Genomic DNA, 24,300 nt, shown 5'->3' with positions numbered 1-24,300 from the left:
GCGCCGACCAGGGGACCCACGTCCGGGTGAGTTTGTTCTCTCATCAGGGCGGACCGCGGAACAGAGCGTGAGGGCGTGTAGTTCACTCATGCCGTGACTTCTCCCCGACCGCAGAGCCGCGTGCGCGCCCCCGAGCTGCGCGGCGACGTCTGGCTGAACACCGGCGGCCGCCCGATCACCCTCGCCGAGCTGCGCGGCCGCGTCGTGCTGCTGGACTTCTGGACCAGCGGCTGCGTCAACTGCCTCCACGTGCTCGACGAGCTGCGTCCGCTGGAAGCCGAGTTCGCGGACGTGCTGGTCACCATCGGTGTCCATTCGCCGAAGTTCCTGCACGAGGGCGAGCGCGCCTCGATCGAAGCCGCGGTCCGCCGCTACGAGGTGCACCACCCGGTGGTCAACGACCCCGAGATGGAGCTGTGGTCGCAGTACGCGGTCCGCGCCTGGCCGACGCTCGTCGTCGTCGACCCCGAGGGGTACGTCGTGCACGTCGCCGCGGGCGAAGGGCACGAAGAGGCGCTTCGCCGCGTCATCGCGGACCTCTTGAAGAAGCACGAAGCCAAGGGGACGCTGCGCCGCGGCGGCAGCCCGTACGTGCCGGTCGAGGAGCAGCCCGGCGAGCTGCGGTTCCCGAGCAAGGCCGTCGCCACCGCCGAGGGCCGCGTCCTCGTCGCCGACACCGGGCACCACGCCATCGTCGAGTTCGCTTCGGACGGCGAGACCGTCATCCGCCGCTTCGGCAGCGGGGCCCGCGGCAGCCAGGACGGTCCGTTCGACATCGCGACCTTCACCGAGCCGTCGGGCATCGCCCTCCTGCCGTACGACATCGCCGAGCGCGTCGGCTACCACGCCGTCGTCGCCGACACGGCCGGCCACCGGCTGCGCGGCCTCGACCTGATCACCGGCGAGGTGACGACGGTCGCCGGCACCGGTGCGCAGTGGCGCAGCGGGCCGGACTCGGGCAAGGCCGCCGAGGTCGACCTGACGAGCCCGTGGGACGTCGCCTGGTGGGGGCCGGCCGGCGGGGTCGTCGTCGCCATGGCGGGCAACCACACGCTGAGCGTGTTCGACCCGGTCGGCGGCACCATCCGCCGCTTCGCCGGGACGACCGTCGAAGGCCTTCGCGACGGCGACGCCGGCGAAGCGTTCTTCGCGCAGACGTCCGGCCTAGCCGTGGACGGCGACAAGCTGTGGCTCGTCGACGCGGAGACGTCGGCGCTGCGCTGGATCGAGCCCGACGGCGAGTCCTTCACCGTGCAGACCGCGATCGGCGTCGACCTGTTTTCCTTCGGCCACACCGACGGCCCGGCCGATCAGGCGCTGCTCCAGCACCCGCTGGGCCTGGCCGTGCTGCCCGGCGACAAGATCGCGATCGCCGACACCTACAACGGCGCGGTTCGCCGCTTCGACGTCTTCACCCGCCAGGTGACCACGATCGCGACCGGCCTCGCCGAGCCGCAGGGCCTGCTGCTGCACGACGGCGAGCTGCTCGTCGTCGAGTCCGCGGGCAACCGGCTCAGCCCGCTCGACTCGTCGGCCGGGCCGACGGTCGTCACCGGCGACGCGCACGCGGTGCGCCGCCCGCCGACGGTGCTCGCCCCGGGCGAGATCGACTTTTCGGTGGTGTTCACGGCCCCGCCGGGCGAGAAGCTGGACGACCGCTTCGGCCCGTCGACGCGGCTCGAGATCAGCGCGTCGCCGCCCTCGCTGCTGGCCGACGGCGGCGGGACCGGCACGGACCTGAACCGCAAGATCCGCCTGGCCCCGGGGGTTGCGGAGGGGGTGCTGCAGGTCGTCGCGCAGGCCGCGAGCTGCGACAGCGCGGACGGCGGCAGCGAGCACCCGGCGTGCCGGATCACCCGCCAGGACTGGGGCGTCCCGATCCGGATCGAGGACGGCGGGGTGCGCGAACTGAGCCTGGTCATGGCCGGGGAGCCCAGGACCGACGGGTAACATGCAGGCCGTGTCTGACGGGCCGAAACTCGAAATCCAGATGCTGCACGACCGGGTACTCGTGCGGCTGTCGCCGGAAGAAGGGGAGCGCCGCAGCAGCGGCGGCATCGTGATCCCCGCGACGGCGCAGGTCGCGCGCCGGCTCTCCTGGGGTGATGTACTGGGCGTGGGCAACAGTGTGCGGAACGTCAAGACCGGCGACCGCGTGCTCTTCAACCCGGAGGACCAGCTCGAGGTCGAGATCCAGGGCGAGGGGCACCTGGTGATGCGCGAACGCGACATCCACGCGGTGGCGACCGAGCGCACCGAGCACGGGACGGGGCTCTACCTGTAGGTCGGGTCCCGCGGAAGGCAGGCGCGTGGCAGACGAAGAGGTACGCGAGGGCGGGGAGAGGCTCGAAGCCGACCACGCTCGTGCGTCGGCCGAGCCCGGAACGCTCGAAGCAACGGCCGCCGAGGTGTGGCCCGACGCCGAGCCGGAGCTACGGGCACCCGAGCCGACCACCGCGGCGGCCACGCCGGAGCCGGTGACCGACCCGCCGACCGCGGCGACGCCCTCGGTAAGCGACCCGCCTACCGCGGCTGACCTGCCGACCGCGACCGACTTGCCGGCTGTCGCCGACCCGCCGACCGTGGCTGTGCCGCCACCCGCCGAGCCCGCGACCGAGCCCGCGATCGAGGTCGTGCCCGCTTGGCCGCCCGTGGTCGCCGCGCCCGTTCCCGGCAGTGCACCCGGCAGTGTTCCCGACAGTGCCCCCGAGAATGCCGCCGGCACGACCGATCTCTTCTCCGATGATCTGCTCGGCGAGCTCCTCGAGAACCCCGCGCCACCGCCGGCGCCGGAGACCCCGGCCCGGAAGCTGCGCAAGGGCGTTGCCCGGACCATGATGTCCGTCGGGCTCGCCATGGGCCTCTTCGTCATCCTCTACGCCATCGATCTCGCCGTCAGCGCCGGGGATGTGCCGCGCGGGGTGACCGTCGCCGGCATCGAGGTCGGGGGGCTCAGCCATGCCGAGGCCGAAGCGAAGCTGCGGAAAGAACTCGAACCGCGGCTGATCCGGCCCGTCGCCGTGCACGGCGGGGATGTGCAGGCCGAACTCGTGCCCTCGCAGTCCGGGCTCGGGCTCGACTGGCCGAACACCCTGGGGCTCGCCGGGCACCAGCCGCTCAGTCCGATCACGCGGATCATGTCCTTCTTCAGCAGCCGCGAGGTCGGGGTGGCCACGCGCACCGACCAGAACCGGATCGGGCAGGCCGTGCAGGAACTGGCCGAGGGCAGGCTGAACCACCCCGCCACCGAAGGCACGGTCGGGTTCACGCCGATCCCGGGCAGCGATGGCGGTGTCACCGCCCACCCCGTCCTGCCGCGGCAGGGCCAGCAGCTGACCGACCTGGCCGGCGCCGTGCAGACCGTCACCGACCACTGGCTCGACCCCGGCGGGGTCAAGCTGGCCATGGCGATCACGCCCGTGCGGGCGACCGCCGCCGGCGTGCAGGCCGCTTGTCAGCAGATCGTCGTGCCCGCCGTCGCGAAGCCGGTCGTCGTGCACGGCGAGGGCAAGGACGTTCCGCTGAAGCCCGTGACGATCGCGTCGTCGTTCCAGTTCGCCGTGGTCGAGGGCGGGGCCGTCGAGGTCCGGATCGACCAGGGCAAGCTGCAGGCCGCCCTCAAGGACCAGCTCGCGAGCACCGAGACCGACGGCAAGGACGCGCAGATCGTCTTCACCGGCGACCAGCCGGCGGTGGAGCCCTCCGAGGACGCCCGCAAGATCAACTGGGAGAAGACCTTCCTCCCCCTGATCGACGTGCTCAAGAAGACCGACGGACGAGATCTCCCGGTCGTCTACAGCACGGCGGCACCCGGCGTGACCACCGACGCCGCCAGCGCGCTCGGCATCAAAGAGGTCATCGGCGAGTTCACCACCGGCGGCCTCACCGGCCCGGCCCAGACGAACAACCGGACGCTCGCCGCCCGCGTGTCCGGCGCGATCGTCAAGCCCGGCGAGACGTTCAGCCTCGGTGGCCGCTCCGGCCCGCGCACCGCGGACGCCGGCTACGTGCCCGCCCCGGTCGACGAGGACGGCACCGGCCCCTCCGTGGCCGGCGGCGGTGTCTCCCAGCTGGCGTCCACTTTGTACAACGCCGCCTACCTCGCCGGCCTGGCCGACGCCGGCCACCTGGAGCACGACCACTACCTCGACCGCTACCCCGTCGGCCGCGACGCCAAGGCCGTCAACGCCGACGGCAGCCCCGTCGAGCTCAAGCTGACCAACGACGCGGCGACCGGCATCGCCATCCAGGCCACCGTTTCCGGCGACTCGGTGACCGTCCGGATCTGGGGCACCCGCCACTTCCGCGTCGAGGGCCAGACCGGAGCGCAGACGCCCGGCGACCCGCCGCCGATCCAGTTCGGCGCCGGCGAGGCCGGCTCGTGCCGGCCCTCGATCGGTTCGTCCGGCTTCAGCGTCACCGACACGCGCGTGCTCTACGACCTCGCGAGCGGCACCGAGCTCCGGCGGACGTCGCACACGGCGACCTACGGCCCGCGTCCGACCGTTCTCTGTTGAGTTGTCAGCGAAGGACCATGCACCCCGCCTCCTCGACGTCGCGCAGCCAGGCCGGCTCCCGGAGCTGCTTGTTCCACCGCAGATCCAGCTTGTCCAATTTGGACAGCCGGGCGAGCGACGCCGGCAACGTCGTCAGCGAGTTCTCCCGCAGGTCGAGCTGACGCAGCTCACTCAGCAAGCCGATCGAGTCCGGCAGCGCGGTGAGCCGGTTGCCGCGCAGGTGCAGCTCCCGCAACGCACTCAGCGCCCCGATCGACTCGGGCAGCGCGGCCAGCTCGTTGCGGTACAGCCGGAGTTCGCGCAGCGCCGCGAATCCCGAGAGGTCCGCGGGCAGCGCGGTGAGCCGGTTGTCCGTGCACCCCAGGTACCGCAGCTTTCCCAGCCGGCACCAGGCAGCCGGGAACTTCGTCAGCCGGTTGTCGCTGATGTACAGGTATTCGGTGAGCCCGGCCAGCTCGCCCAGCTCGCCGGGCAAGGAGTCGAACCGGTTGTGCGCCAGGTCGAGCGTGTGCAACGACGTCAGCGCCGAGATGCCCGGCGGCAGCGAAGAAATCCGGTTCGCCGCGAGGTTCAGCACGCGCAGCCCGGTCAGCGACCACAGCGACCCGGGCACCTCCGAGATCGAGTTCTTGTACAGATCGAGCCGGGTGACGCCCTCCGGCAGCGAAGGCGCCGACGTCAGCCCCTGATCGCTCAGGTCCACCAGGGTCACCACGCCTCCCGCCGGGTCAAGGGCAGCAACGCCCACGTCGAGGCGTCCTCCGGAGTGGACACCTGGATGCGCAGGCCCGGCGCTTCCGAGACCGCCAGCTCGGTCAGCCGGAGGTGCATCCGGCCCACCCGCGGGTGCTGGAACTCCCGCAACCGCGGCCGCGGGTCCGCCACCTCGTGCCGCGCCCACAACGCGGCGAACTCGGGGCTCAGCGCGGACAGCCGCCGGATGTCCTCGTCCCACGACGGGTCACCGATGTGCCTGCCGTACTCGGCGCGCATCCGCGCGACCATGTGCGGGACCTCCTCGTCGTAGTTCAGCAGCATCTGCCGCGCCTTCGGCTCGGTCACGCAGCACCACAGCAGGTTCTTGTGCAGGCAGGGCAGGCTGTGCCACTCCCAGAACAGCTCCTCCTGCGCCGCGTTCGACGCGAGGATGTCGAACCGGCCGTTGATCAGGGTGGCCGGCAGCGGATCGAGCGCGCGCAGCACCTCGCACACCGCGTCCGGCACCACCTCGGCCGGCGACGGCAGCCGGGACGGTGTCAGCTCCGCCAGCCTGTACAGGTGTTCCCGCTCGGGGTGGTCCATCCGCAGCGTGCGCGCCACCGCGTCGAGCACCTGGGCGCTCGCGTTGATCGGCCGCCCCTGCTCCAGCCACGTGTACCAGGTGACGCCCACGCCGGCGAGCAGCGCGACCTCCTCCCGCCGCAACCCGCTCGTGCGACGGCGCACGCCGGGCGGCAGCCCGACCTCCTCCGGGCCGATCCGCGCCCGGCACGCCTTGAGGAACTGGCCGAGTTCCTCTCGGTGGCTCGTGTGGACCTGCGTTGACGTCATGCCGACATGGTGCCGGAGGGGTACGACAATTTTCGGCGGCGCGACTCCCAGGCAGCTGCCGAACCAGGTGCTCCCAGTACCAGCATCACCAGGCTCTCTCCGCGCACAACCCAAGAACCCCAAGGTCAGGGGCATGACACTGACCACCCCTGCCCCGGCCACCCCGGACCGGGCCGCCCGGCCGGACCGGCGGCCGTGGTTCATGCTGGCCGTCCTGCTGCTCGGCCAGTTCATGGCGCTGCTCGACGTCACCGTCGTGAACGTCGCCATGACCGACATCCGCACCGATCTGCACGCGTCCGGCGCCGCGCTGCAGCTCGTCGTTTCCGGCTACACCGTGGGCTACGCGATGCTGCTGATCACCGGCGCCCGGCTCGGCGAGCTGTTCGGACGGCGACGGCTGTTCGTCACCGGCGTCGTCGCCTTCACCGTCTGCTCGCTGGCCTGCGGCTTCGCGCCGGACCCGGTGACGCTGGTCGTCGCGCGGATCGCCCAGGGCGCCGGCGCCGCGCTGATGATGCCGCAGGTCATCAGCGTCATCCAGGCGCAGTTCAGCGGGCCCGCGCGCGCCAAGGCGCTCAGCGCGTACACCGCGGTCATCTCGGTCGCGTTCGTGGCGGGCCAGGTGCTCGGCGGCGTGCTCGTCGGCGCGGACCTCTTCGGCACGGGCTGGCGGCCGATCTTCCTGGTGAACGTGCCGATCGGGGTGCTCGTGGCCGCGCTCGCCCTGCGGCTCGTGCCCGGTGGCGCGGCGAAAGCGGGCCGCCGGCTCGACCTCGCCGGCCTCGCGCTCGCGGTGCCCGCCGTGGTGCTCATCGTGCTGCCGCTCGTCCTCGGGCACGAAACCGGCTGGCCGGTGTGGACGTTCGTCTCGCTCGTGGCGGGCGTGCTGCTGGCGGTGCTGTTCGTGGTCGTGGAACGCCGGGTGCGCGACCCGCTGGTCAACCTCGGCGTGCTGCGGGTCCGCGGGGTCGCACCGGGACTGGCCGCGCTGGCCACCGGCGTGGCGTCCTACGGCGGTTTCCTCTTCTGCGTGGCCTTGCACCTGCAGGCGGGCCTCGGCGAGACGGCTCTGGCCGCCGGGCTCACCATGGCCCCCGGTGGCGTGCTCTTCGGCGTGTGCGGGTTCTTCTGGCACAAGCTGCCCGAGCGCGTCCACGCGGCACTGACGCCCTGCGGCTACGTGGGGTCGGCGGTCGCGTACGCATTGCTCGGGTTAAGCCTGAAGGACGGCGGAAACGGCGGCGCGCTGTTCCTCGCCGCGCTCCTGCTGTTCGGCCTTTCCATGGGCCTGGCGTTCGGGTCCCTGATGGCGCACGCGCTGACCCACGTCCCGCTCGAAAGCGCGGCGGACGCCAGCGGCCTGCTCACGACGACGTTGCAGCTGGGCCAGGTCGTCGGGGTGGCGACGTTCGGGAGTCTCTTCCTGACCCTCGCCGGTGGTTCGTCCGCCCACGCCATCACCACGACGATGACCTTGGCCGCGGCACTGCTGCTGGTGGGTGCCGGATTCGGCGTCGCGCTCGCCCGCGCGTCGGCCCGGCGGTAGGCACGGAAAAGCCCGGCCGGTTCACCCGAAGGTGGACCGGCCGGGCTCGAGTTCCGGGAAGTTACCGGGTTACACCGCGACGGCCATAGGCACCCGCGGCGATGCTGACACCGATCGCGGCCAGCACGACCTGGGTGAGGATCTCCAGCCAGTCGATTCCGTTCGTGTCGGCGTAGCCGAGACCACGAGCGATTGCCGTACCGATGAAGGCGGCGATGATACCGATCACGATGGTCAGCCAGATCGGGATGTTCTGCTTGCCGGGAGCGAGCAGCCGGCCCAGAACGCCGATGATCAGCCCGACGACGATGGCGCTGATGATGCCGGCGACAGTCATCACTATCTCCTCTCGGTGGTCGCGGGTCCGGCCACTCGGTCCCGCGAACTCGCAGACGGAATTCCCCGGCGGTATGACCTCGAAACGCCGGAAGGGCCCCTTCCGGGTGGGAAGGGGCCCTTCGGCGGAACACGTTGATCAGAACGCGGCTTCGTCCAGCTCCATGAGCGCGTTGTCGGCGGCCTCCACGATGGCGCGGCGGGCGGTCAGCTCCGGCAGCACCTGCTTCGCGAAGAACGAGGCCGAGGCGATCTTGCCCTCGTAGAACGGGACGTCCTTGGCGGACGCACCGGCGTCGAGCTTGCCGATCGCGACCTCGGCGTGCTTGAGCAGCTGCCAGCCGATGAGCAGGTCGCCGACGGACATCAGCAGGCGGACCGTGTGCTGGCCGACCTTGTTGATGCTCTGCGCGTCCTCCTGGGACGCCGTCAGGTAGCCGATCAGCGAGCCGAGCATGCCCTGGGTGTCCTCGAGGGCCTGCTTGAGCAGCGCACGCTCGTTCTTGAGCCGGCCGTTGCCCGCCTCGGACTCGATGAACTTGGTGATCTCCCCGGCGACGAAGGCCAGCGACCGGCCCTTGTCGCGGACGATCTTCCGGAAGAAGAAGTCCAGCGACTGGATCGCCGTGGTGCCCTCGTACAGCGAGTCGATCTTGGCGTCGCGGATGTACTGCTCGATCGGGTAGTCCTGCAGGAAGCCGGACCCGCCCAGCGTCTGCAGCGACTGCACGAGCTGCTCGGTGGCGCGCTCGGAGCCAACGCCCTTGACGATCGGCAGCAGCAGGTCGTTGACGCCGTGCGCGAGCTTCTGGTCGCCCTCGCCGATCCACAGCTGGTCCTGGAACGACGCCGTGTAGAGGTACACCGCGCGGAGGCCCTCGGCGTACGCCTTCTGGAGCATCAGCGAGCGGCGGACGTCCGGGTGGTGGGTGATGGTGACGCGCGGGGCGGCCTTGTTCAGCATGTTCGGCAGGTCGGCGCCCTGGACGCGCTCCTTGGCGTACTCGAGCGCGTTGAGGTAACCCGTCGACAGCGTCGCGATGGCCTTCGTGCCGACCATCATCCGGGCGTACTCGATGACCTGGAACATCTGCGCGATGCCGTCGTGCACCTCGCCGAGCAGCCAGCCCTTGGCCGGGGTGCCGTGCTGGCCGAAGGTCAGTTCGCAGGTCGTCGAGGCCTTGATGCCCATCTTGTGCTCGACGTTCGTGACGTAGGCGCCGTTGCGCTCGCCCAGCTCACCGGTTTGCGAGTCGAAGTGGAACTTCGGCACGAGGAACAGCGACAGGCCCTTGGTGCCCGGCTTGGTCTCGATGCCGGGACCCTCGGGGCGGGCGAGCACCAGGTGCATGATGTTTTCGCTCATGTCGTGCTCGGCCGAGGTGATGAACCGCTTCACGCCGTCGATGTGCCAGGAGCCGTCCTCCTGCTTGGTGGCCTTGGTGCGGCCCGCGCCGACGTCGGAGCCGGCGTCCGGCTCGGTCAGCACCATCGTGGCGCCCCAGGCCCGGTCGATCATGAGCTGGGCCCAGTGCTTCTGCTCTTCGGTGCCGTTCTTGTTCACGATCATCGCGAAGTTCGGGCCCGCCATGTACATGAACAGCGGGGCGTTCGCGCCCAGGATGAGCTCGGACGCCGCCCACTGCACGGTCGGGGGCAGGCCGAAGCCGCCGAGGTCGTTGGTGAGGCCGAGGCGCCACCACTCGCCGTCCAGGAGCTGCTTGTAGCTCTTCTTGAAGGACTCGGGGATCTTGACGCTGAACGTCTTCGGGTCGTACACGGGCGGGTTGCGGTCGGCGTCGGCGAAGGACTCGGCGAGCGGGCCGGTCGCGAGCTTGTTCAGCTCGGACAGCACCCCGCGGGCGGTCTCTTCGTCGGATTCGGCGAGCACGCCCTTGCCCAGGCGCTCCTGCACGCCGAGTACCTCGAAGAGGTTGAACTCCAGGTCTCGGACGTTGCTCTTGTAGTGGCCCATGTCGTCACTCCAATGTGTTCGGCTCCCCGGCCGGGCACACAGTCGCCTTACTCGCCGGTAACTTCAGGATATTACCTGCGGGTAACCAGGGCAAGCAGATCCGCACTTCCGAGTAATCGAAATCCACCGAAATGTTGCCTTCGGCCTGGGAAAGAGCGGTCAGGGGTGGCCGGGGATCGCCGTTGTGTCCGCCGTCACCGGGACGTGCCCGTCTTCGGCGCGGGCGATCAGGATCCCGCTGCGGAAGGCGATCGTCACCGCGTGTGTCCGGTCCCGGGCGGACAGCTTGCGCAGGATGCTCTTCACGTGGGTCCGGACGGTCTCGACGGACAGGAACAGCAGCTTCGCGATCGCCGAGTTCTCCAGCCCTTCGGCGACCAGCTGGAGCACCTGGTACTCGCGCCTGGACAGCGGCATCCCGCCGCGTGGCGCCGGCGGGCTGTCGTGGGCGAGGTCGCCCTTCGGGGCGGCCGTGCGCTTCGGCCGGGCGGTCAAGGCGGCCAGCGCCGGGTCGATGTAACGGCGTTCGCTGTGGGCCCGCCGGATCGCTTCGGCGAGCCGCCGCGAATCGATCGACCGCGGCACGATCGCGTGCGCCCCGGCGGCGATCGCGGCCGCGAGGTACTGCTGCGTGCGATTCGCGTCACGGATCAGGATGACCAGGATCAGCGCAGGGTCGCCGGTGTTGAGCAGTTTGGTCAGGTGGCAGTTGGGGTCGATCGCCGAGTCCAGGAGGACGACGTCCGGCTTGACCTGCTCGCACAGCTGCAGGGCCGCGTGGTGGCTGGCGGCCTGCCCGGCCCAGTGCAGCCCCTGGTTGCGGTGCACGAGCGCGGCGAGGCCGTCGCGGAAGATCGGCACGGGATCGACGACCGCCACGCCGAGGCTGCGCCCGCCTGGTCCGGCCGGCCCCGCGGGCCTGCGGGTGGGCTCGATGCCGTGCATCGCGGGCCTCCGTCTCTGCGCGGTCGCTCCCGGGTGCCGGACGTCTCCGGCACCGTCCGGTTCCCTGCTTGGACCCGGCCGGAAGTGACTCCTCCTGCTTGGTACGAGTCGCGATTGCGCAGCTCATGACGCCAAATCCCCCTCATGGCCCAATCCGCCGGTCACAGCAAACTTTCCGTAGAAGTCGATCATGGAGAGTGGGCGCGGCTGGGCGGGAAAGGGCCTGATGGGGCAGTTGGCGCTACTGAGGGTGGCCCGCAGCGCGTTCAACGATTTCGACAGTCTCCGGATGCGGCTCGCAGCTCGGCGAACTCGGCCGCCAGGCCGGCCGGCGTCCAGTGGGCGTTGAGTCCGCTCGGGTTCGGGAGCACCCACACGTGGGTGTCGCCGATCCGGTGGTCCTGCCGTCCGACGCGCGCCTTCGGGAAGCCGAAGGCGGTCCGGTAGGCGGTGATCCCGACGACGGCCAGCCACCGCGGCCGGTACTCGAGCACCTTCGCGACCAGCAGTTTTCCGCCCTCGCGCAGCTCGTCGCCGGTCAGTTCGTCGGCGCGGGCGGTGGTCCGCGCGACGACGTTCGTGATGCCGAGGCGGAGGTCGAGCAGCAGGTCCTGCTCGCTGGGGTCGTACAGCCGCGGGGTGAAGCCGCCCTTGTGGAGCGCGGGCCAGAAGCGGTTGCCGGGGCGGGCGAAGTGCCGGCCGAGCGCGCCGGAGTAGAGGCCGGGGTTGATGCCGCAGAAGAGGACGTCGAGGCCGGGGGCGATGACGTCGGGGATGGTGGCGTTGTGCGCCGCGGCCAGCTGGTCCTTCGTGGGTCGGGTGCTCACCCGTCCAGTTTCCGGCACGCCCTGGTTCGCCGCTCTCGTCGCGGGGGGTAGCCAATTCGCCACGAACCTGCGTAACCTGTGTGATCTCCCGCACAGCGCCGTACCGAGGAGGATTTCGTGCAGCTTCCGATCGTCCTCGGGCTGGTCGCGCTGGTCTTGGCCGTAGCCGCGCTCGTTGTCGTCCTGGAAGACCGGCGGGCCGCCAAACGGGCCGCGCTGCAGCGGAAAGCGCGGCTAGCGCGTCTTGGCGAGGTGGACCCGCTCGCTCCGGGCCGGCTGCACGTCGACCGTTGAACGCCGGAGCGTCAGCAGCAGTGTCCCGAACACCCAGCCGGCGACGGCGCCGAACGTGTTGTTCATGAGGTCGTCGACGTCGAAGATGCGGTAGGCGAACGGCGCCGTGCCGAAGTTGGCCGTGAGCTGCGTGAACTCGATGAACAGTGACGCCGCGAAGCCGATCAGCGCGGTGCCGGTCAGGCCGCGGCGCCAGAGGATCCGGGCGAACACCCCGAGCGGCACGAACAGCAGGACGTTCAGGCACGCCTGCTGGAACGTCTGCGTCGTGAACCACTGCCCACCGTGCTTGAGCAGCTCCGTGTGGATGTCGGCGATCCACTGGAACGGGTGCAGCTGCACGGTTTGGGCGAGCCGGCGGGTGCCGGGGCCCGGCAGCGGCAGGAAGACGACCGCGAGCGTCATGCAGCCGTAGAGCAGCACCGCCGCGGTGGTCGCGAGGCCGCGCAGCCGCGGGCCGCCGTGCCGGGCGAGCTGGGTGATCAGCTGCGGCACCAGCACCACGGCCCACAGCGCCAGGAAGGCGATGAAGCCGTACTGCAGGGCGGTGAGCTGTGCGTTCGTCATGCCATCGACGCTATGGATCCTGCCCCCGGTGCCGCTTCGGTCGAAGAGCCCGACGGTCCGCGGGCGCCATCGGCCAGTCGGCCGACCCGTCCGCGGCCGATCGGTGGACCGTGGGTGAGCGAAGTCATGCCGGCGTAACCGGATGCGGCTTGCGCCGATACGGGAATGCGCACGACGCTCGGCACGTCGGGCTCTATGCAGGCAACCGAAAGGAACGCTCATGGCACCGCTCCGGGTCGGCATCGTCGGGCTCAGCGCGAACGGCGGCTGGGCCGCGACCGCGCACGTGCCCGCGCTGGCCGCGGTGGACGGCTACGAACTCCGCGCGCTCGCCGGCAGCAGCGCCGACTCGGCGCGGGTGGCCGGCGAGAAGTACGGCGTGCCGCTGACCTTCGGCGACGCCGGGGAGCTGGCCCAGCACCCGGAGGTCGACCTCGTCGTGGTCGCCGTGAAGGTGCCGCAGCACCGGGCGCTCATCGAACCCGCGCTCGCCGCGGGCAAGCAGGTGCTGAGCGAGTGGCCGCTGGGCGTGAGCCTCGCCGAAACCGAGGCGCTGGCCGAGGCGGCCCGGGACAAGACGACCGCGGTCGGCCTCCAGGGCCGGTCCGCGCCGGCGTTGCGCTACCTGCGCGACCTCATCAAGGACGGTTACGTCGGCCGCGTGCTTTCGACGTCGCTGATCGCTTCGGGCGCGAATTGGGGCCCATCCGTGCGGGCCGGCCGCGACTACCAGCTCCACCCCGCGGGCGGGGCGACGATGCTGACCATCCCGTTCGCGCACACCGTCGACGCGCTGGCCATGGTCCTCGGCGGCTTCGCCGAGCTCTCGGCGACGATGGCGACCGTCCGGCCGCGGGTGCGCGACGAGGTCACCGGCGAGTCCGTCGAGATGACGGCGCCGGACCAGATCGCCGTCACCGGCGTGCTGACCGGCGGCGCCGTCGCGTCGGTGCACCTGCGTGGCGGCACGTCGCCGGCGACGGACTTCCACTGGGAGATCAACGGCACCGAGGGCACGCTGGTCGTCGGGGCCGCGGACCCGCTGTTCTGGATCGCGAAGCTGACGCTGCGCGGCAGCCGGACGGGCACGCTGGAGAAGCTCACCGTGCCCGCGCGGTACGAGCTGCTGCAGCTGGCCGGCCGCAGCGCCGAACCCTCGTACAACGTGGCCCACGCCTACGCCCGGCACCTCAAGGGCGACCTGCCGGACTTCGCGCACGCCCTGCGGGTGCACCGCGTGCTCGACGCCGTCCAGCGGTCGGCGGACAGCGGGACGCGGGTCGAGCCGGACGCAAAGTAACTGTTACCGGCGGTTGCAGATTCCGCTACCCTCGGGTCATGGACGACGTTGTCTACGACCGTGCGGGCCGGGGCGAGCCGCTGGTGCTGATCCACGGCATCGGCCACCGCCGCCAGGCGTGGGCGCCGGTGTTCCCGCTGCTCACGGCCCATCGGGACGTCATCGCCGTCGACCTGCCCGGCTTCGGCGAGTCGCCCGAGCCGTCCGGCGGGTACGGCGTCGAGCCCGCGCTGGTGATGTTCAAGCAGCTCTTCACCGACCTCGGGCTCGCCCGGCCGCACGTCGCCGGCAACTCGCTCGGCGGCCTGCTGTCGCTGGCCCTCGGGCAGGCCGGGCTGGTCCGCAGCGTCACGGCCCTGTCGCCGGCCGGGCTGTGGAACCGGACCCAGAAGGTGTACGCGATCGCCACGCTCAAGGCCCACCGCGCCCTGGCGCAGCGCACGCCGCCGCACGTCGTGCGCCGCATCGCCGCGAGCGCGTCCGGGCGGCGCGCGCTGACCGGGATGATCGTCGGACGGCCCGAGCTGCAGACCCCCGACACCGTGGTCGAGGACGCGCACGCGCTCGCCACCGCCCCGGGCTTCGAGCCCACCGCCGCGCAGTCCCGGGGCGACTTCCGCTTCACCGGCCCGGTCACCGGCGTCCCGGTGACCATCGCCTGGGCCGAACGTGACCGGATCCTCGCCCGGCCGCGCGTCGCCGACCTGCGGAAAGTCGCGCCACACGGGACGTTCCGGCTGCTGCCCGGCTGCGGGCACGTGCCGATGAACGACGACCCGGACCTCGTGGCGCGGGTGCTGCTCGAGGGAAGCCGTTAGGTGACATTCGCTTTACGTCCGTCTTTTGACCCTGGTAGGTGACTCCTCCGCGAGGCAGAATCCTCCGCCGTGCGCCCGTTCGGGGACCTGGGGCGCGAATCGGAGGAACACTCATGAGGCATTTTTTCGGGGGTTCCGGGTGGCGTAGCCCCCGGCCCGGGGCGGAGCCCCGGTTGTTGCAGCTTTCGACCCGGCTTGCGGTATTGGCCGCAGCCGCGCTGGCGACCACGGCGGTGACCACCGCACCCGCGTCCGCGGGCCAGCGCCCGGATTCCACCACCGACGTCCGGATCATCGGGTTCAACGACCTGCACGGCAACCTGGAGCCGCCGTCGGGCTCCAGCGGCCGCGTGGTGCAGTCGGACGGGACCACTGTGGACGCCGGCGGGGCCGCCTACCTGGCCACGCACGTGAAGCAGCTGCGGGCGCAGGTGGCCAACTCGTTCGTCGTGTCCGCCGGGGACAACATCGGCGCGTCGCCGCTGACGTCGGCGCTGTTCCACGACGAGCCGACCATCGACTTCCTGAACATGCTGGGCGTCGGCGCGTCCGTCGTCGGCAACCACGAGTTCGACGAGGGCTACCAGGAACTGCAGCGCATGCAGTTCGGCGGCTGCCACCCGACCGATGGTTGCCAGTTCGAGAAGACCTTCAAGGGTGCGAACTTCCCCTTCATCGCGTCCAATGTGTACTTCACCAACGGCCTGCCCGCGCTGCTGCCGTTCACCGTGAAGTTCGAAGGCGGCGTGCCGGTCGGTGTCATCGGCGCCACGCTGAAGGACCTGCCGTCCGTCGTCACGCCGGAGGCCATCAAGGGCCTGAAGTTCGGTGACGAGGTCGAGGCGATCAACCGGACCGCGAACCTGCTCGACTTCCTCGGCGTCAAGGCCCAGGTCGTGCTGATGCACCAGGGTGACGGCACCGAGGTCGAAGGCCCGAACGACTGCAAGCTGCGCCCCGGCCCGGCCGCGGTGATCGCGGCCGCGGTGACGCCGAAGGTCGACGCCTTCTTCACCGGGCACAGCCACCAGCAGTACAACTGCGTGATCAACGACCCGGCCGGCCAGCCGCGGCCGGTCATCCAGGGCTCGTCGTTCGGCCGGCTGCTGTCGGTGGTGGACCTGAAGATCAGCCGCAAGACGCGCGACGTCGTGCGCTCGCAGACCAAGGCATTCAACGAGATCGTCACCCGCACGGTCACGCCGGACCCGGCCGTGGCCGCGCTGGTCGCCGACGCCAAGACCAAGTCCGCGCCGATCGCGAACAAGCAGGTCGGCACCATCACCGCCGACCTGCCGGCGGCGGGCAACGCGGCCGGTGAGTCGTCGCTCGGCGACGTCATCGCCGACGCCCAGCTCGCGGGCACGCAGTCGAACAACGCGGTCATCGCGATGACCAACCCGGGCGGTATCCGCGCCGACCTGACGTACAAGTCGTCGCCGAACGGCGAGGGTGACGGCGTGGTGACCTACGGCGAGGCGTTCACCGTCCAGCCGTTCTCGAACATCATGCAGACGATCACGCTGACCGGCGCGAACCTGAAGAACGTGCTGGAGCAGCAGTGGACCGCGACCACCACGCGGATCCTGCAGATCTCGAGCTCGCTGCACTACAGCTACTCGGCGGGCGCGCCGGTCGGTTCGCGCGTTTCGAACATCACGGTGAACGGCACGCCGGTCGACCCGGCGGCGTCGTACCGCGTGTCGGTGAACAACTTCCTCGCCGCCGGCGGGGACGGCTTCGCCGAGTTCACCAAGGGCACGAACCTCGCGGGTGGCCCGGTGGACCTCGACGCGCTGATCGCCTACCTGGGTGCGCACCCCAACCTGGCCCCGCCCGCGGCGGACCGGATCACCCAGCTGCCGTAGTTCCCGTTTCTCCAAGACACCGGGTCGACAATGGACCCATGACGACCTGGGAAGACGTCGTGCGCCTCGCCTCCGGACTGCCGGAGGTGGAGGCGTCGACGTGGTACCGCACGCCCGCGCTGAAGGTGGCGGGCAAGGGGTTCGCGCGGCTGCGCACCGAGGCCGAAGGCGGCTTGGTGGTGCTGTGCGGCCACGACGAAAAGGCCGCGTTGCTGGATTCCGGCGACGCGGCCTTCTTCACGACCCCGCACTACGACGGGTACGGCTCGATCATCGTCGACCTGGACCGCGTGGACGTCGATCAGCTGCGCGAGCTGCTCGAAGAGGCGTGGCGGCTGAAGGCGCCGCGCCGGTTGCTCACTTGAGCTCCCCGCGCAGCATGCTCATCAGGATCATGTCGTGGCGCTCGCCGTCGGCGTCGATGAAGCTCTCGCGGTGCCGGCCCTCTTCGACGAACCCGATCTTGCGGTAGACGTGCCGGGCGGCCTCGTTTTCGGCGACCACCCACAGCGTGATCTGGTGCAGGCGCATGGCGGTGAAGCCGTAGCGGCACATCATGCGCAGGGCTTCGGTGCCGTAGCCGCCGCCCCGGTACCCGGCGTCGCCGATGTAGACGTCCAGCGTGGCCTCACCGAGCTCGGGCTCGGCGTCCCGCAGGTCGATGACGCCGATGAGCTTGCGCTCGGCCTTGGCTTCGATGCCGAGGACGACTTTTCCGTAGGTGTTGAGCGCGCGCTCCTCGCAGCGCTTGCGCACCTGGGCCAGCGACAGCGGGTGCTCGTTGACCATCCACCGGCCGACCTCGGGGTCGTAGGTCCACGGATGCAGCCGTCCGGCATCCTCCGGCTCCAGCGCACGCAGCCGGACGAGTTCCCCCTCGAGCATCTCTACTCCCGTTTCACCAGCAGAAAGTCGTTGACATCCAGCAGGCCGAGGAACTGCCGCACGGGTGTCGGCATGGTTTGCCGCGACTCATCATGCACGAGCTGGGGTGAGTGCACGCGGTATTTACGGCGGCGCGTGATCACCGTGCAACTCTCCGCGGCCAGCACGTTCTTCACCCAGTCGGTGTCCGGGCCGTAGGTGAGTGCGACGACGAATCCGTCGTCCGTGCGGAAGACGTTCAGCGGGGTGCGGTACTCCTTGCCGGACTTTCGTCCCTTGTGGACGATCATGCCGAACCCCGGGGCCCAGCCGACCACGTACTTGTTGATCCGGTTGGTCGCCACGCGGTTGAAGCGGGCGAGTCCCTTGGGCAGCACCATGACTCGGATAATATCAACATTCGATGAATTAATCGACCGGGCGACCCCGCTTCCCGGCGCGAGGTCGCCCGATGGTGGGATATGGCGCATGTCGACCGCATGGCCGCTGCGCCAGGATCCGGAAGGGCCGGTCATCATCGCGCTGGCCCTGGTGAACGACCCCGACGAGCTGGGCTTCGTCGTGTTGGACGACGAGGACGACTGGTTCATCAGCGACGGCACCGAGCTGTCCGACGACGTGCTGGTCAACCGCGAGAACTTCGGCAAGATGTCGCTGCGCGAAGCCGTCGAACTGCTGCCGCAGCTGGCGGCGCTGGCGGATCTGCCGACCGGGATGGCCGCCGACTGGGACCCGGAGCGCCGCACGTGGCTGCTCTCGTCGGTGACCGGTTCCGACGACGAAGACGAGGACGTCCGGCTGCTCGCCCAGCGTCGCGCGGCCTGGAAGTACGAGGGCTCGCCGGACGACGAAGCCCAGATCAGCAGCGGCCTCACGGAGATCCCGACCGGCCCGCAGCAGCCGGTGCGCGCGGTCCGCCAGGTCGTCCGCGAGCAGGACGGCACGTGGCTGTTCGTCGGCTTCGAGGTCCCGGAGGCGGAGGACTTCGAGGTCGAGGGCCTGGAGCTGGAGCACGTGGCGAACCTGTACCCGGACGTGCGCAGCGTGCTCAAGGCCGCGCCGGGCCAGGTGTACGACCGCGCCACGCCGGACGCCGACTGGGAGCTCGTCGAAGGTTAGAGCTGGACTGGCAGCTGGAAGAGCCCGCGCGTGATCGGGCTCGGCCACCAGGTCAGCTCCTCTTCGGCGACGGCGAGCCGGGCCGTCGGAAGGCGGCGGAGCAGGGTCTCGAAGGCGACGTCGGCCTGCAGCCGGGCGAGGGCCGCGCCGATGCACAGGTGCGGTCCCGCACCGAAGGCGATGTGCCGGCGTTCCGCGGCTCGCTGTCCCGGCCGGAAGGCGTCCGGTTCATCGAAGGCCGCGGGATCGCGGCCGGCGGCCAGCACCGACACGAGGATCGGGTCGCCCGGCCGCATGAGCCGGCCGCCGATCTCGACGTCCTCGGTCGGGAACCGCCAGGTCGCGTTCTGGAGCGGCGCGTGCAGCCGGAGCGTCTCCTCGATGACGGCGGCGCGGTGTTGAGGATCCTGACGCGCCTTCGCTGCTTCGCCGGGGTGGGTCAGCAGCGCGAGCGCGCCGGTGGCGATCAGCCCGACGGTCGTTTCGTGGCCGCCGATCAGGATCAGGAACGCCGTCGACGTCACCTCGTCCGCGGAGAGCGTGCCGGTGGCCTCCTGGGCGACGAGGTCGCTGATCAGGTCGGTACCGCGCCTCGCCCGCTTGGCCTCGACGACCTCGGTGACCAGCTGTTCCAGCACGTCGGTGGCTTCGCGGACCTTCGAACCGTCGGTGTCGTCGGCGGAGTCGATGACCAGGGACCACTCGTGCACGTCTTCGCGGTACCGCTCGGGCACCCCGAGCAGGTCGCAGATGATCGCGATCGGCAGTGGGTAGGCGAGGTCGGTGACCAGGTCACCGTGCCCGCGTGCTTCGACGGCGTCGATCAGCTCGTCGGTCACCTGCTGGGCGCGTTCGCGCAGGTGCTGCATCCGGCGCGGGCCGAACGCGCCGGCACAGGCGCGTCGCAACCGGGTGTGCTCGGGCGGATCGGTGTTGATCATGTTCGACGCGAGCGACGGCCGGTGGTCGAGCGGCAGGCCCATGCCCGAGCGCTGCCACTCCTCGTTGCCGGCGGCGGGGCTCTTGACCAGCGCGGGGTGGTTGAGCGCCTTGACGGCGTCGTCGTACCGCGTGATCAGCCAGGCCCAGGTGCCGGTGGGAAAGCCGAGCCGGTGCGGCGGTCGTTCGCGCAGCCAGGCGTAGGCGGGTGCGGGGTCGCGATCGAAGTCCGGACCGAACAGCGCGGGCTCTCCCATGGGTTCACCCTGCCCGCCGAACTTTCTTCGCGACAAGTGTCCCGGCGCGGCTTCGCCCGTTCGTCCTTACAGTGAGAACCGGCGATCGGCGCCGGTCAGGACTTGTGAGGAGCAGCCATGCCCCAGTACGCCGCGATCATCTACGCCACCGACATCGACCCGACCACGCCCGAGGCCACGGACCTGATGAAGGACTACAACGAGTTCGGCGAGGGCGCGGCCGCGGTGATCCGCGGCGGCGCGGCCCTGTACCCGACGGCGACCGCGACCACGGTCCGCGTCACCGGCGGCAAGGGCGGCGACCTCGTCACCAGCGACGGCCCGTACGCGGAGACCAAGGAAGCCCTCACCGGCTTCTACCTGCTCGAATGCGCCGACCTCGACGAAGCGGTCAAGGTCGCCGCCCGGATCCCGGGCGCTTGGGACGGCGCGATCGAGGTCCGGCCGGTCGTCGACTTCGGCAAGTGACCGGCGCCGGGGACGCGGTCGCGCGGCTGGTCCGGGAGGAGGGCACCCGGGTACTGGCCACGCTGGTCCGCGTCACCGGCAGCGTCGACCTGGCCGAAGACGCGGTCCAGGACGCCGTCGTGCGCGCGCTGGAGACGTGGCCGCGCGACGGCGTCCCGGAAAATCCGCGCGGCTGGCTACTGGTCGCGGCCCGCCGCCGGGCGGTGGACGTGGTCCGCCGCGAGGCGAAGCGCCAGGGGAAGGAGGCCGTCGCGATGCCCGACATCGACCCGTTCCCCGACCCGCTGGTGGTCCGCGACGACCTGCTGCGGCTCGTCTTCACGTGCTGCCACCCCGCGTTGTCCCTGGACGCCCAGGTGGCTTTGGCGCTTCGGACCTTGGGCGGTTTGTCGACGGCGGAGGTCGCCCGGGGCCTGCTGGTCCCCGAAGCGACGATGGCGAAGCGGCTGACGCGCGCGAAGCAGAAGATCGCTCAGGCGCGGATCCCGTACCGGGTCCCGTCGGCGGAGGAGCTGCCGGCGCGGTTGGCCGGCGTGGCGTCGACGGTGTACCTGATCTTCAACGAGGGCTACACGGGCCGCGTTTCACTGCTCGCGGAGGGCGTGCGGCTGGCGCGCCTGCTGGTTTCCCTGATGCCGGACGAGCCGACGGCGTTGGGGCTGCTGGCTTTGCTGCTGCTGCAGGACGCCCGCCGTCCCGCGCGGTTCTCGTCGGGCGTGCCGGTGTTGCTTTCCGAGCAGGACCGTTCGTCGTGGGACACCTCGTTGATCAAGGAAGGCGTCGAGCTGGTCGCCCGGGGCTTGCGCCGCACACCATCGGTACCGAACGCGTACGTGGTCCAGGCGGCTGTCGCCGCGTGCCACGACCTGGCGCCATCTTACGAAGAGACGAACTGGGACGCGGTGATTTCCTGGTACGACGTGTTGTTGTCGGTCCAGGACACCCCGGTGGTCCGCTTGAACCGGGCGGCCGCGGTCGCGGAACGCGACGGCCCTGCCTCGGCATTGGAGCTGGTGGACGCCTTGACGGAGTTGGACGACTACCCGTGGTGGCACGCGTCGCGGGCGGAGTTGTTGCACCGCTTGGGTTCCGCGTCGGCCATCGAGGCGTTGGACCGCGCCGTGGAAACCGGCTTGCCCGCCCCTCATGTGGCACATTTGCAACGCCGGTTGGGATCACGGTAGTTGTCGCCGACTGTCGGTGTTTGCCTTACCACACGGTGAAAATCGGGGCCTTGACCGTGGTCCGGGCAGGCGCGTTCGATGGATGGACGCCCTATTCGAGGAGGCCACCCATGGCCGAACACCAGAATGCCACTCTCATCCGCCGGGGGTACGAGGCATTTTCCGCGGGCGACGTCGCCGCGCTGTCGGAACTCCTCGCACCGGACGCCGTGCAGCACATGCCTGGTCACAACGTGTTATCCGGCGACCACAAAGGCCGCGACGCGATTCTCGCCATGTACGGGCAGCTGGCCGAGCGCAGCGGCGGAACGCTCAGGGTCGACCTGGAGGAGGTTTACGCGAACGACGAGGAAGTCGTCACCGTCTACCGCTCGACCGGCACGCGTAACGGAAAACAACTGGACACCCGGCACGCCCTGGTCTTCCGCATGCGCGACGGCAAGGCCACGGAACTGACGGACGTTTCGAGCGACGAAGCCACCGACGACAATTTCTGGTCCTGATCGGGGAAAGCGAAAACCCCGGGCGGAAGGTCCGGGGTTTCGGCGAGAGCGGATGACGGGAATCGAACCCGCGTATTCGGCTTGGGGACCAGGGTGATCATGCTTGAAAGTGGCCCTGACCTGCGGGCGGGGCTGTCTCCCGGTGCCTGCTGTTGACCTTGTTTGACCGGTCTGAATGGCACGCTAATGGCATGACCTGAGCGCCCCACTCAGATCTCCCCTGTCACTTGATAAGAAGTCAGCACGCGGCCGGGCGGCAACCATCATGGACCGCCCGGCTAGCCAGATTCGTCGGCCACAGATCCTTCTGTCTCTGGCTCGAAGGCCGGAATTATCCAGTTTGAATCGCTGGCCTGGGTGTCGCACTAGACTCCTTTACTAAAACCGCTACGGTACCCCAGTCGACCGTATTGCCGCTCATGACGATACAAAGTTCCCGTCGATGAGCATGTCGCCGCCCAAAACCTACAAATTCGCAATCTTCTGATCCATTTCTTCGAATCCTTCCAATATCTCCATAACGGTCTTTAGCTCATGTTGTGGATCAAGTTTGACTTGAAGTTTCGCACTTTTATGGGCAGCATCTCCCCTTGAGGCTGCCCAAGTATCTGTTGTAACAAGCCAGGAGCTATTTATCTCCTCTATCTTAATGCCGATTGGTATTAGAATTCTTAGTATGTTCTTTTCCTTGATCCCATGGTTTTGTCGTCGCAGGTATTTATTGAACTCGTTTCTTGCCGCGTCCACAACGCCAGTAAGGTTGTGAAATTTATGCTTGTTGGAAGAGTCGGATAACGAGCCTGGGACTGGGTGCAATGAGTCTTTGTAAGCCACTAAAGATAGTAGGCATGGTGCAAGCTTGCCGGCGTCCTTCCAAACATCGAAGGCTCGGTTCACTACTTCTGCCGCGCGATCTTCGATATACGCCTCAAACTCCGCATGGGCTAATACCCTAAAAGCTCTTGCGCGTTCATAAACGGCATCGGAATAAGATCCAGTAGGATCGAATTTGCGAGGGAGAAGATGTCTCTTGAGCTCCGAGATTCGTTTCGTCAAATCACTAAATCGCGCCGATGGCATGGTTTCCTACAAGTTTATCCGGTTGTCTTCGAATGTAGGTATCCGAATGTCAACGTCTAGCGCTGTCGACAACTTCTGGCCCCAACGCGATAGTCGACGATGCGTTGCAAGCGGTGTCTTTGTCGTCGTCTGTATAGACTCTACGAACTCGATGTCAGTTTCACAGAGGTCCTTAAATGCATTCTCGACGAAAGTTGCCTTTTCTACTGCCAAATCACGAATAGCAGGCTGGCCGAAATAATGGACCATAACGTCAAAAACTGCACGATTGAAGCGACCCTCATAGCCACCTTTTGACCACCGAAAGAAGGCATTGTCATCGAAGATGCTAAAGGTTGCTTCGATTGCGTCCGCGAAGCGGTCTGCCGTGAGCTCTATCTCCGCCTGCAGTGAATCCCAATGACCATTAAATTCCTGTACGGTCTCGTCGAGGAATTTCTTTAGGTTTCCTGTGTACTTCTCGATTCGATATTCGAATGCGAAATAGCGAAGTAGAATCTCGACGTCGCGCATCCTGAAATCGGGCTTCTTGATTCGCAGCGCGCGTTGTAGGGAGCTGCTTTCAGTTGCAAAATCATCTAGGAAGTTTGTGAATTCTCCGGGGTGAAGAGCTTGTCGGAGTTCTTGAGGCGACAGTTTAACGCTGCCGGTGTTCAACCTTAGGAAAACGAGATTAAGGAAATCCTCGTTGGGCCACTGGCGAACTACGACGGTTCTGATGGTCTCATTCAGCAGAGCGTTGAGGTCGTCCACGTAGCGACCATCGTTCTCCATCTTCTTCAAAGTTGCGAGCCGAAGATCGTCTCGAACCTCCAGTGCGGACAGGGAATATCCGGTAAAATTCTCTTCCGCATCGGGAACTGCAAGGCTAGAGCCTGCCGCAAATTGACGTAATGCCAGAAGTCGTTGCTTTCCGTCTAGTACGATGAACTTGCCTCTACGCCCCTTGTCTTCCGCAAGTACAATTTGAGGAATTGGTAGCCCAAGGATTAGGGATTCGATAAACTTGCTTTTTCTCGACTTGGTCCACGCGTCTCGCCTCTGAAACCTGGGATCAAGCTGAATATTGCCGCGCCTTAGCTGGCTCAGGATGGTCTCAGTTGTCCAGTCGGTGTCTGTTACCACGGCGCGTGTGACATCTTCGGAACTTACTCCGCTACCTGCGTCTGCTTCTTCACCATCAGAATCGTCCCAGTCTGGTGCCTCGTCTATGGACATTCAACCTCAACTCCGCTTGCCTCGTTCGCTATTGGGTTGAGTCGGATCATGTCAGATGCCGGTGCCGATGTGAACCATCGTTGTGCCGAGTCGCGCAAAG

24 protein-coding genes are annotated in these 24,300 nt (G+C 68.6%); 12 read left to right on the top strand and 12 right to left on the bottom strand.

Annotated elements, in window-relative coordinates:
• Nucleotides 1-120 precede the first annotated feature (120 nt).
• From C2L58_RS14275 to C2L58_RS14265, 3 genes are all read left to right on the top strand, one after another.
• Complete coding sequence (locus tag C2L58_RS14275) at nucleotides 121-1,950, top strand: NHL domain-containing thioredoxin family protein (RefSeq protein ID WP_103338051.1); 1,830 nt, start codon at nucleotides 121-123, stop codon at nucleotides 1,948-1,950.
• A gap of 1 nt (nucleotide 1,951) precedes the next feature.
• A complete protein-coding gene (locus C2L58_RS14270) occupies nucleotides 1,952-2,284 on the top strand; it encodes a GroES family chaperonin (RefSeq protein ID WP_103338050.1) in 333 nt (110 codons plus the stop codon).
• 193 nt (nucleotides 2,285-2,477) lie between these two features.
• Nucleotides 2,478-4,517 carry a VanW family protein gene (locus tag C2L58_RS14265; protein WP_103338089.1) on the top strand — a complete coding sequence of 680 codons (2,040 nt, stop codon included), beginning with the start codon at nucleotides 2,478-2,480 and terminating at the stop codon, nucleotides 4,515-4,517.
• Nucleotides 4,518-4,521: 4 nt separating this feature from the next.
• Here C2L58_RS14265 and C2L58_RS14260 read toward each other — a convergent pair whose 3' ends face one another.
• A complete protein-coding gene (locus tag C2L58_RS14260; protein ID WP_103338049.1) occupies nucleotides 4,522-5,229 on the bottom strand; it encodes a leucine-rich repeat domain-containing protein in 708 nt (235 codons plus the stop codon).
• The gene (locus C2L58_RS14255; protein WP_103338048.1) at nucleotides 5,226-6,068 is read right to left on the bottom strand and encodes a helix-turn-helix transcriptional regulator; all 843 of its coding nucleotides are present in this window, start codon (nucleotides 6,066-6,068) and stop codon (nucleotides 5,226-5,228) included. Before C2L58_RS14255 ends, C2L58_RS14260 begins: the two co-directional genes overlap by 4 nt.
• 133 nt (nucleotides 6,069-6,201) lie before the next feature.
• Between C2L58_RS14255 and C2L58_RS14250 the strand changes: the two genes are divergently transcribed.
• Complete coding sequence (locus C2L58_RS14250) at nucleotides 6,202-7,617, top strand: MFS transporter (protein ID WP_103338047.1); 1,416 nt, start codon at nucleotides 6,202-6,204, stop codon at nucleotides 7,615-7,617.
• A gap of 61 nt (nucleotides 7,618-7,678) precedes the next feature.
• Here the strand turns inward: C2L58_RS14250 and C2L58_RS14245 are convergent, their stop codons facing one another.
• From C2L58_RS14245 to C2L58_RS14225, 5 genes are all read right to left on the bottom strand, one after another.
• Nucleotides 7,679-7,954, bottom strand: a complete 276-nt coding sequence (locus C2L58_RS14245; RefSeq protein WP_013230904.1) for a GlsB/YeaQ/YmgE family stress response membrane protein — start codon at nucleotides 7,952-7,954, stop codon at nucleotides 7,679-7,681.
• Nucleotides 7,955-8,092: 138 nt separating this feature from the next.
• On the bottom strand, nucleotides 8,093-9,928 hold the full coding sequence (locus C2L58_RS14240) for an acyl-CoA dehydrogenase (RefSeq protein WP_103338046.1): 1,836 nt from the start codon (nucleotides 9,926-9,928) through the stop codon (nucleotides 8,093-8,095).
• A gap of 159 nt (nucleotides 9,929-10,087) precedes the next feature.
• On the bottom strand, nucleotides 10,088-10,873 hold the full coding sequence (locus tag C2L58_RS14235) for a response regulator transcription factor (protein ID WP_103338045.1): 786 nt from the start codon (nucleotides 10,871-10,873) through the stop codon (nucleotides 10,088-10,090).
• A gap of 266 nt (nucleotides 10,874-11,139) precedes the next feature.
• Nucleotides 11,140-11,700 (bottom strand): G/U mismatch-specific DNA glycosylase, encoded by a 561-nt coding sequence (gene mug / locus C2L58_RS14230; protein ID WP_103338044.1) that lies wholly within the window; start codon nucleotides 11,698-11,700, stop codon nucleotides 11,140-11,142.
• Between the two features lie 234 nt (nucleotides 11,701-11,934).
• On the bottom strand, nucleotides 11,935-12,561 hold the full coding sequence (locus tag C2L58_RS14225; protein WP_103338043.1) for a VanZ family protein: 627 nt from the start codon (nucleotides 12,559-12,561) through the stop codon (nucleotides 11,935-11,937).
• Nucleotides 12,562-12,781: 220 nt separating this feature from the next.
• Here C2L58_RS14225 and C2L58_RS14220 point away from each other — a divergent pair, with 220 nt between their 5' ends.
• The 4 genes from C2L58_RS14220 to C2L58_RS14205 all read left to right on the top strand — a co-directional run bounded on the left by C2L58_RS14220 (nucleotide 12,782) and on the right by C2L58_RS14205 (nucleotide 16,912).
• Nucleotides 12,782-13,861 (top strand): Gfo/Idh/MocA family protein, encoded by a 1,080-nt coding sequence (locus C2L58_RS14220; protein ID WP_103338042.1) that lies wholly within the window; start codon nucleotides 12,782-12,784, stop codon nucleotides 13,859-13,861.
• Nucleotides 13,862-13,899: 38 nt separating this feature from the next.
• Entirely contained in the window at nucleotides 13,900-14,679 is a 780-nt protein-coding gene (locus C2L58_RS14215) for an alpha/beta fold hydrolase (RefSeq protein WP_103338041.1), read from the top strand.
• 176 nt (nucleotides 14,680-14,855) lie between these two features.
• Nucleotides 14,856-16,547, top strand: coding sequence for a bifunctional metallophosphatase/5'-nucleotidase (locus C2L58_RS14210; protein WP_103338088.1), 1,692 nt, complete (start codon nucleotides 14,856-14,858; stop codon nucleotides 16,545-16,547).
• A gap of 38 nt (nucleotides 16,548-16,585) precedes the next feature.
• Entirely contained in the window at nucleotides 16,586-16,912 is a 327-nt protein-coding gene (locus tag C2L58_RS14205) for an MmcQ/YjbR family DNA-binding protein (RefSeq protein ID WP_103338040.1), read from the top strand.
• On the opposite strand, the gene C2L58_RS14200 is transcribed toward C2L58_RS14205, so the two are convergent.
• Nucleotides 16,905-17,432 (bottom strand): GNAT family N-acetyltransferase, encoded by a 528-nt coding sequence (locus tag C2L58_RS14200; protein ID WP_103338039.1) that lies wholly within the window; start codon nucleotides 17,430-17,432, stop codon nucleotides 16,905-16,907. The two genes, C2L58_RS14205 and C2L58_RS14200, sit on opposite strands and share 8 nt — an antisense overlap.
• 2 nt (nucleotides 17,433-17,434) lie before the next feature.
• Nucleotides 17,435-17,812 carry a nitroreductase family deazaflavin-dependent oxidoreductase gene (locus C2L58_RS14195; protein ID WP_199191263.1) on the bottom strand — a complete coding sequence of 126 codons (378 nt, stop codon included), beginning with the start codon at nucleotides 17,810-17,812 and terminating at the stop codon, nucleotides 17,435-17,437.
• Nucleotides 17,813-17,900: 88 nt separating this feature from the next.
• Here C2L58_RS14195 and C2L58_RS14190 point away from each other — a divergent pair, with 88 nt between their 5' ends.
• The gene (locus C2L58_RS14190; protein ID WP_103338038.1) at nucleotides 17,901-18,551 is read left to right on the top strand and encodes a hypothetical protein; all 651 of its coding nucleotides are present in this window, start codon (nucleotides 17,901-17,903) and stop codon (nucleotides 18,549-18,551) included.
• Here C2L58_RS14190 and C2L58_RS14185 read toward each other — a convergent pair.
• Entirely contained in the window at nucleotides 18,548-19,747 is a 1,200-nt protein-coding gene (locus C2L58_RS14185; RefSeq protein ID WP_233225710.1) for a cytochrome P450 family protein, read from the bottom strand. The genes C2L58_RS14190 and C2L58_RS14185 overlap by 4 nt on opposite strands.
• A 117-nt stretch (nucleotides 19,748-19,864) precedes the next feature.
• On the opposite strand from C2L58_RS14185, the gene C2L58_RS14180 reads away from it, so the two are divergent.
• From C2L58_RS14180 to C2L58_RS14170, 3 genes are all read left to right on the top strand, one after another.
• On the top strand, nucleotides 19,865-20,215 hold the full coding sequence (locus C2L58_RS14180; protein ID WP_103338037.1) for a YciI family protein: 351 nt from the start codon (nucleotides 19,865-19,867) through the stop codon (nucleotides 20,213-20,215).
• Nucleotides 20,212-21,399: an RNA polymerase sigma factor gene (locus tag C2L58_RS14175; protein ID WP_103338036.1), complete on the top strand. Its 1,188-nt coding sequence runs from the start codon at nucleotides 20,212-20,214 to the stop codon at nucleotides 21,397-21,399. Before C2L58_RS14180 ends, C2L58_RS14175 begins: the two co-directional genes overlap by 4 nt.
• 110 nt (nucleotides 21,400-21,509) lie before the next feature.
• Nucleotides 21,510-21,902: a nuclear transport factor 2 family protein gene (locus tag C2L58_RS14170; RefSeq protein ID WP_103338035.1), complete on the top strand. Its 393-nt coding sequence runs from the start codon at nucleotides 21,510-21,512 to the stop codon at nucleotides 21,900-21,902.
• 465 nt (nucleotides 21,903-22,367) lie between these two features.
• Here the strand turns inward: C2L58_RS14170 and C2L58_RS48590 are convergent, their stop codons facing one another.
• Nucleotides 22,368-22,982: a HEPN domain-containing protein gene (locus tag C2L58_RS48590; protein ID WP_146073584.1), complete on the bottom strand. Its 615-nt coding sequence runs from the start codon at nucleotides 22,980-22,982 to the stop codon at nucleotides 22,368-22,370.
• A gap of 6 nt (nucleotides 22,983-22,988) precedes the next feature.
• A complete protein-coding gene (locus C2L58_RS14165; protein WP_103338034.1) occupies nucleotides 22,989-24,200 on the bottom strand; it encodes a DUF262 domain-containing protein in 1,212 nt (403 codons plus the stop codon).
• Nucleotides 24,201-24,300 lie beyond the last annotated feature (100 nt).

This window comes from Amycolatopsis sp. CA-126428 (assembly GCF_002904335.1).
Classification (GTDB): Bacteria; Actinomycetota; Actinomycetes; order Mycobacteriales; family Pseudonocardiaceae; genus Amycolatopsis.
Note: the sequence above shows the minus strand (reverse complement) of the source record. Positions and strands in the feature narration are given on the sequence as shown.

Excerpts from the sequence above, each read along its gene's own strand:
- C2L58_RS14205 (WP_103338040.1), top strand. The coding sequence starts at position 16,586 with ATGACGACCTGGGAAGACGTCGTGCGCCTCGCCTCCGGACTGCCGGAG.
- C2L58_RS14170 (WP_103338035.1), top strand. The coding sequence starts at position 21,510 with ATGGCCGAACACCAGAATGCCACTCTCATCCGCCGGGGGTACGAGGCA.
- C2L58_RS14195 (WP_199191263.1), bottom strand. The coding sequence starts at position 17,812 with ATGGTGCTGCCCAAGGGACTCGCCCGCTTCAACCGCGTGGCGACCAAC.
- C2L58_RS14250 (WP_103338047.1), top strand. The coding sequence starts at position 6,202 with ATGACACTGACCACCCCTGCCCCGGCCACCCCGGACCGGGCCGCCCGG.
- C2L58_RS48590 (WP_146073584.1), bottom strand. The coding sequence starts at position 22,982 with ATGCCATCGGCGCGATTTAGTGATTTGACGAAACGAATCTCGGAGCTC.
- C2L58_RS14270 (WP_103338050.1), top strand. The coding sequence starts at position 1,952 with ATGCAGGCCGTGTCTGACGGGCCGAAACTCGAAATCCAGATGCTGCAC.
- C2L58_RS14180 (WP_103338037.1), top strand. The coding sequence starts at position 19,865 with ATGCCCCAGTACGCCGCGATCATCTACGCCACCGACATCGACCCGACC.
- C2L58_RS14240 (WP_103338046.1), bottom strand. The coding sequence starts at position 9,928 with ATGGGCCACTACAAGAGCAACGTCCGAGACCTGGAGTTCAACCTCTTC.
- C2L58_RS14215 (WP_103338041.1), top strand. The coding sequence starts at position 13,900 with ATGGACGACGTTGTCTACGACCGTGCGGGCCGGGGCGAGCCGCTGGTG.
- C2L58_RS14165 (WP_103338034.1), bottom strand. The coding sequence starts at position 24,200 with ATGTCCATAGACGAGGCACCAGACTGGGACGATTCTGATGGTGAAGAA.
- C2L58_RS14225 (WP_103338043.1), bottom strand. The coding sequence starts at position 12,561 with ATGACGAACGCACAGCTCACCGCCCTGCAGTACGGCTTCATCGCCTTC.
- C2L58_RS14245 (WP_013230904.1), bottom strand. The coding sequence starts at position 7,954 with ATGACTGTCGCCGGCATCATCAGCGCCATCGTCGTCGGGCTGATCATC.
- C2L58_RS14185 (WP_233225710.1), bottom strand. The coding sequence starts at position 19,747 with ATGGGAGAGCCCGCGCTGTTCGGTCCGGACTTCGATCGCGACCCCGCA.
- C2L58_RS14200 (WP_103338039.1), bottom strand. The coding sequence starts at position 17,432 with ATGCTCGAGGGGGAACTCGTCCGGCTGCGTGCGCTGGAGCCGGAGGAT.
- C2L58_RS14190 (WP_103338038.1), top strand. The coding sequence starts at position 17,901 with ATGTCGACCGCATGGCCGCTGCGCCAGGATCCGGAAGGGCCGGTCATC.
- C2L58_RS14255 (WP_103338048.1), bottom strand. The coding sequence starts at position 6,068 with ATGACGTCAACGCAGGTCCACACGAGCCACCGAGAGGAACTCGGCCAG.
- C2L58_RS14235 (WP_103338045.1), bottom strand. The coding sequence starts at position 10,873 with ATGCACGGCATCGAGCCCACCCGCAGGCCCGCGGGGCCGGCCGGACCA.
- C2L58_RS14220 (WP_103338042.1), top strand. The coding sequence starts at position 12,782 with ATGGCACCGCTCCGGGTCGGCATCGTCGGGCTCAGCGCGAACGGCGGC.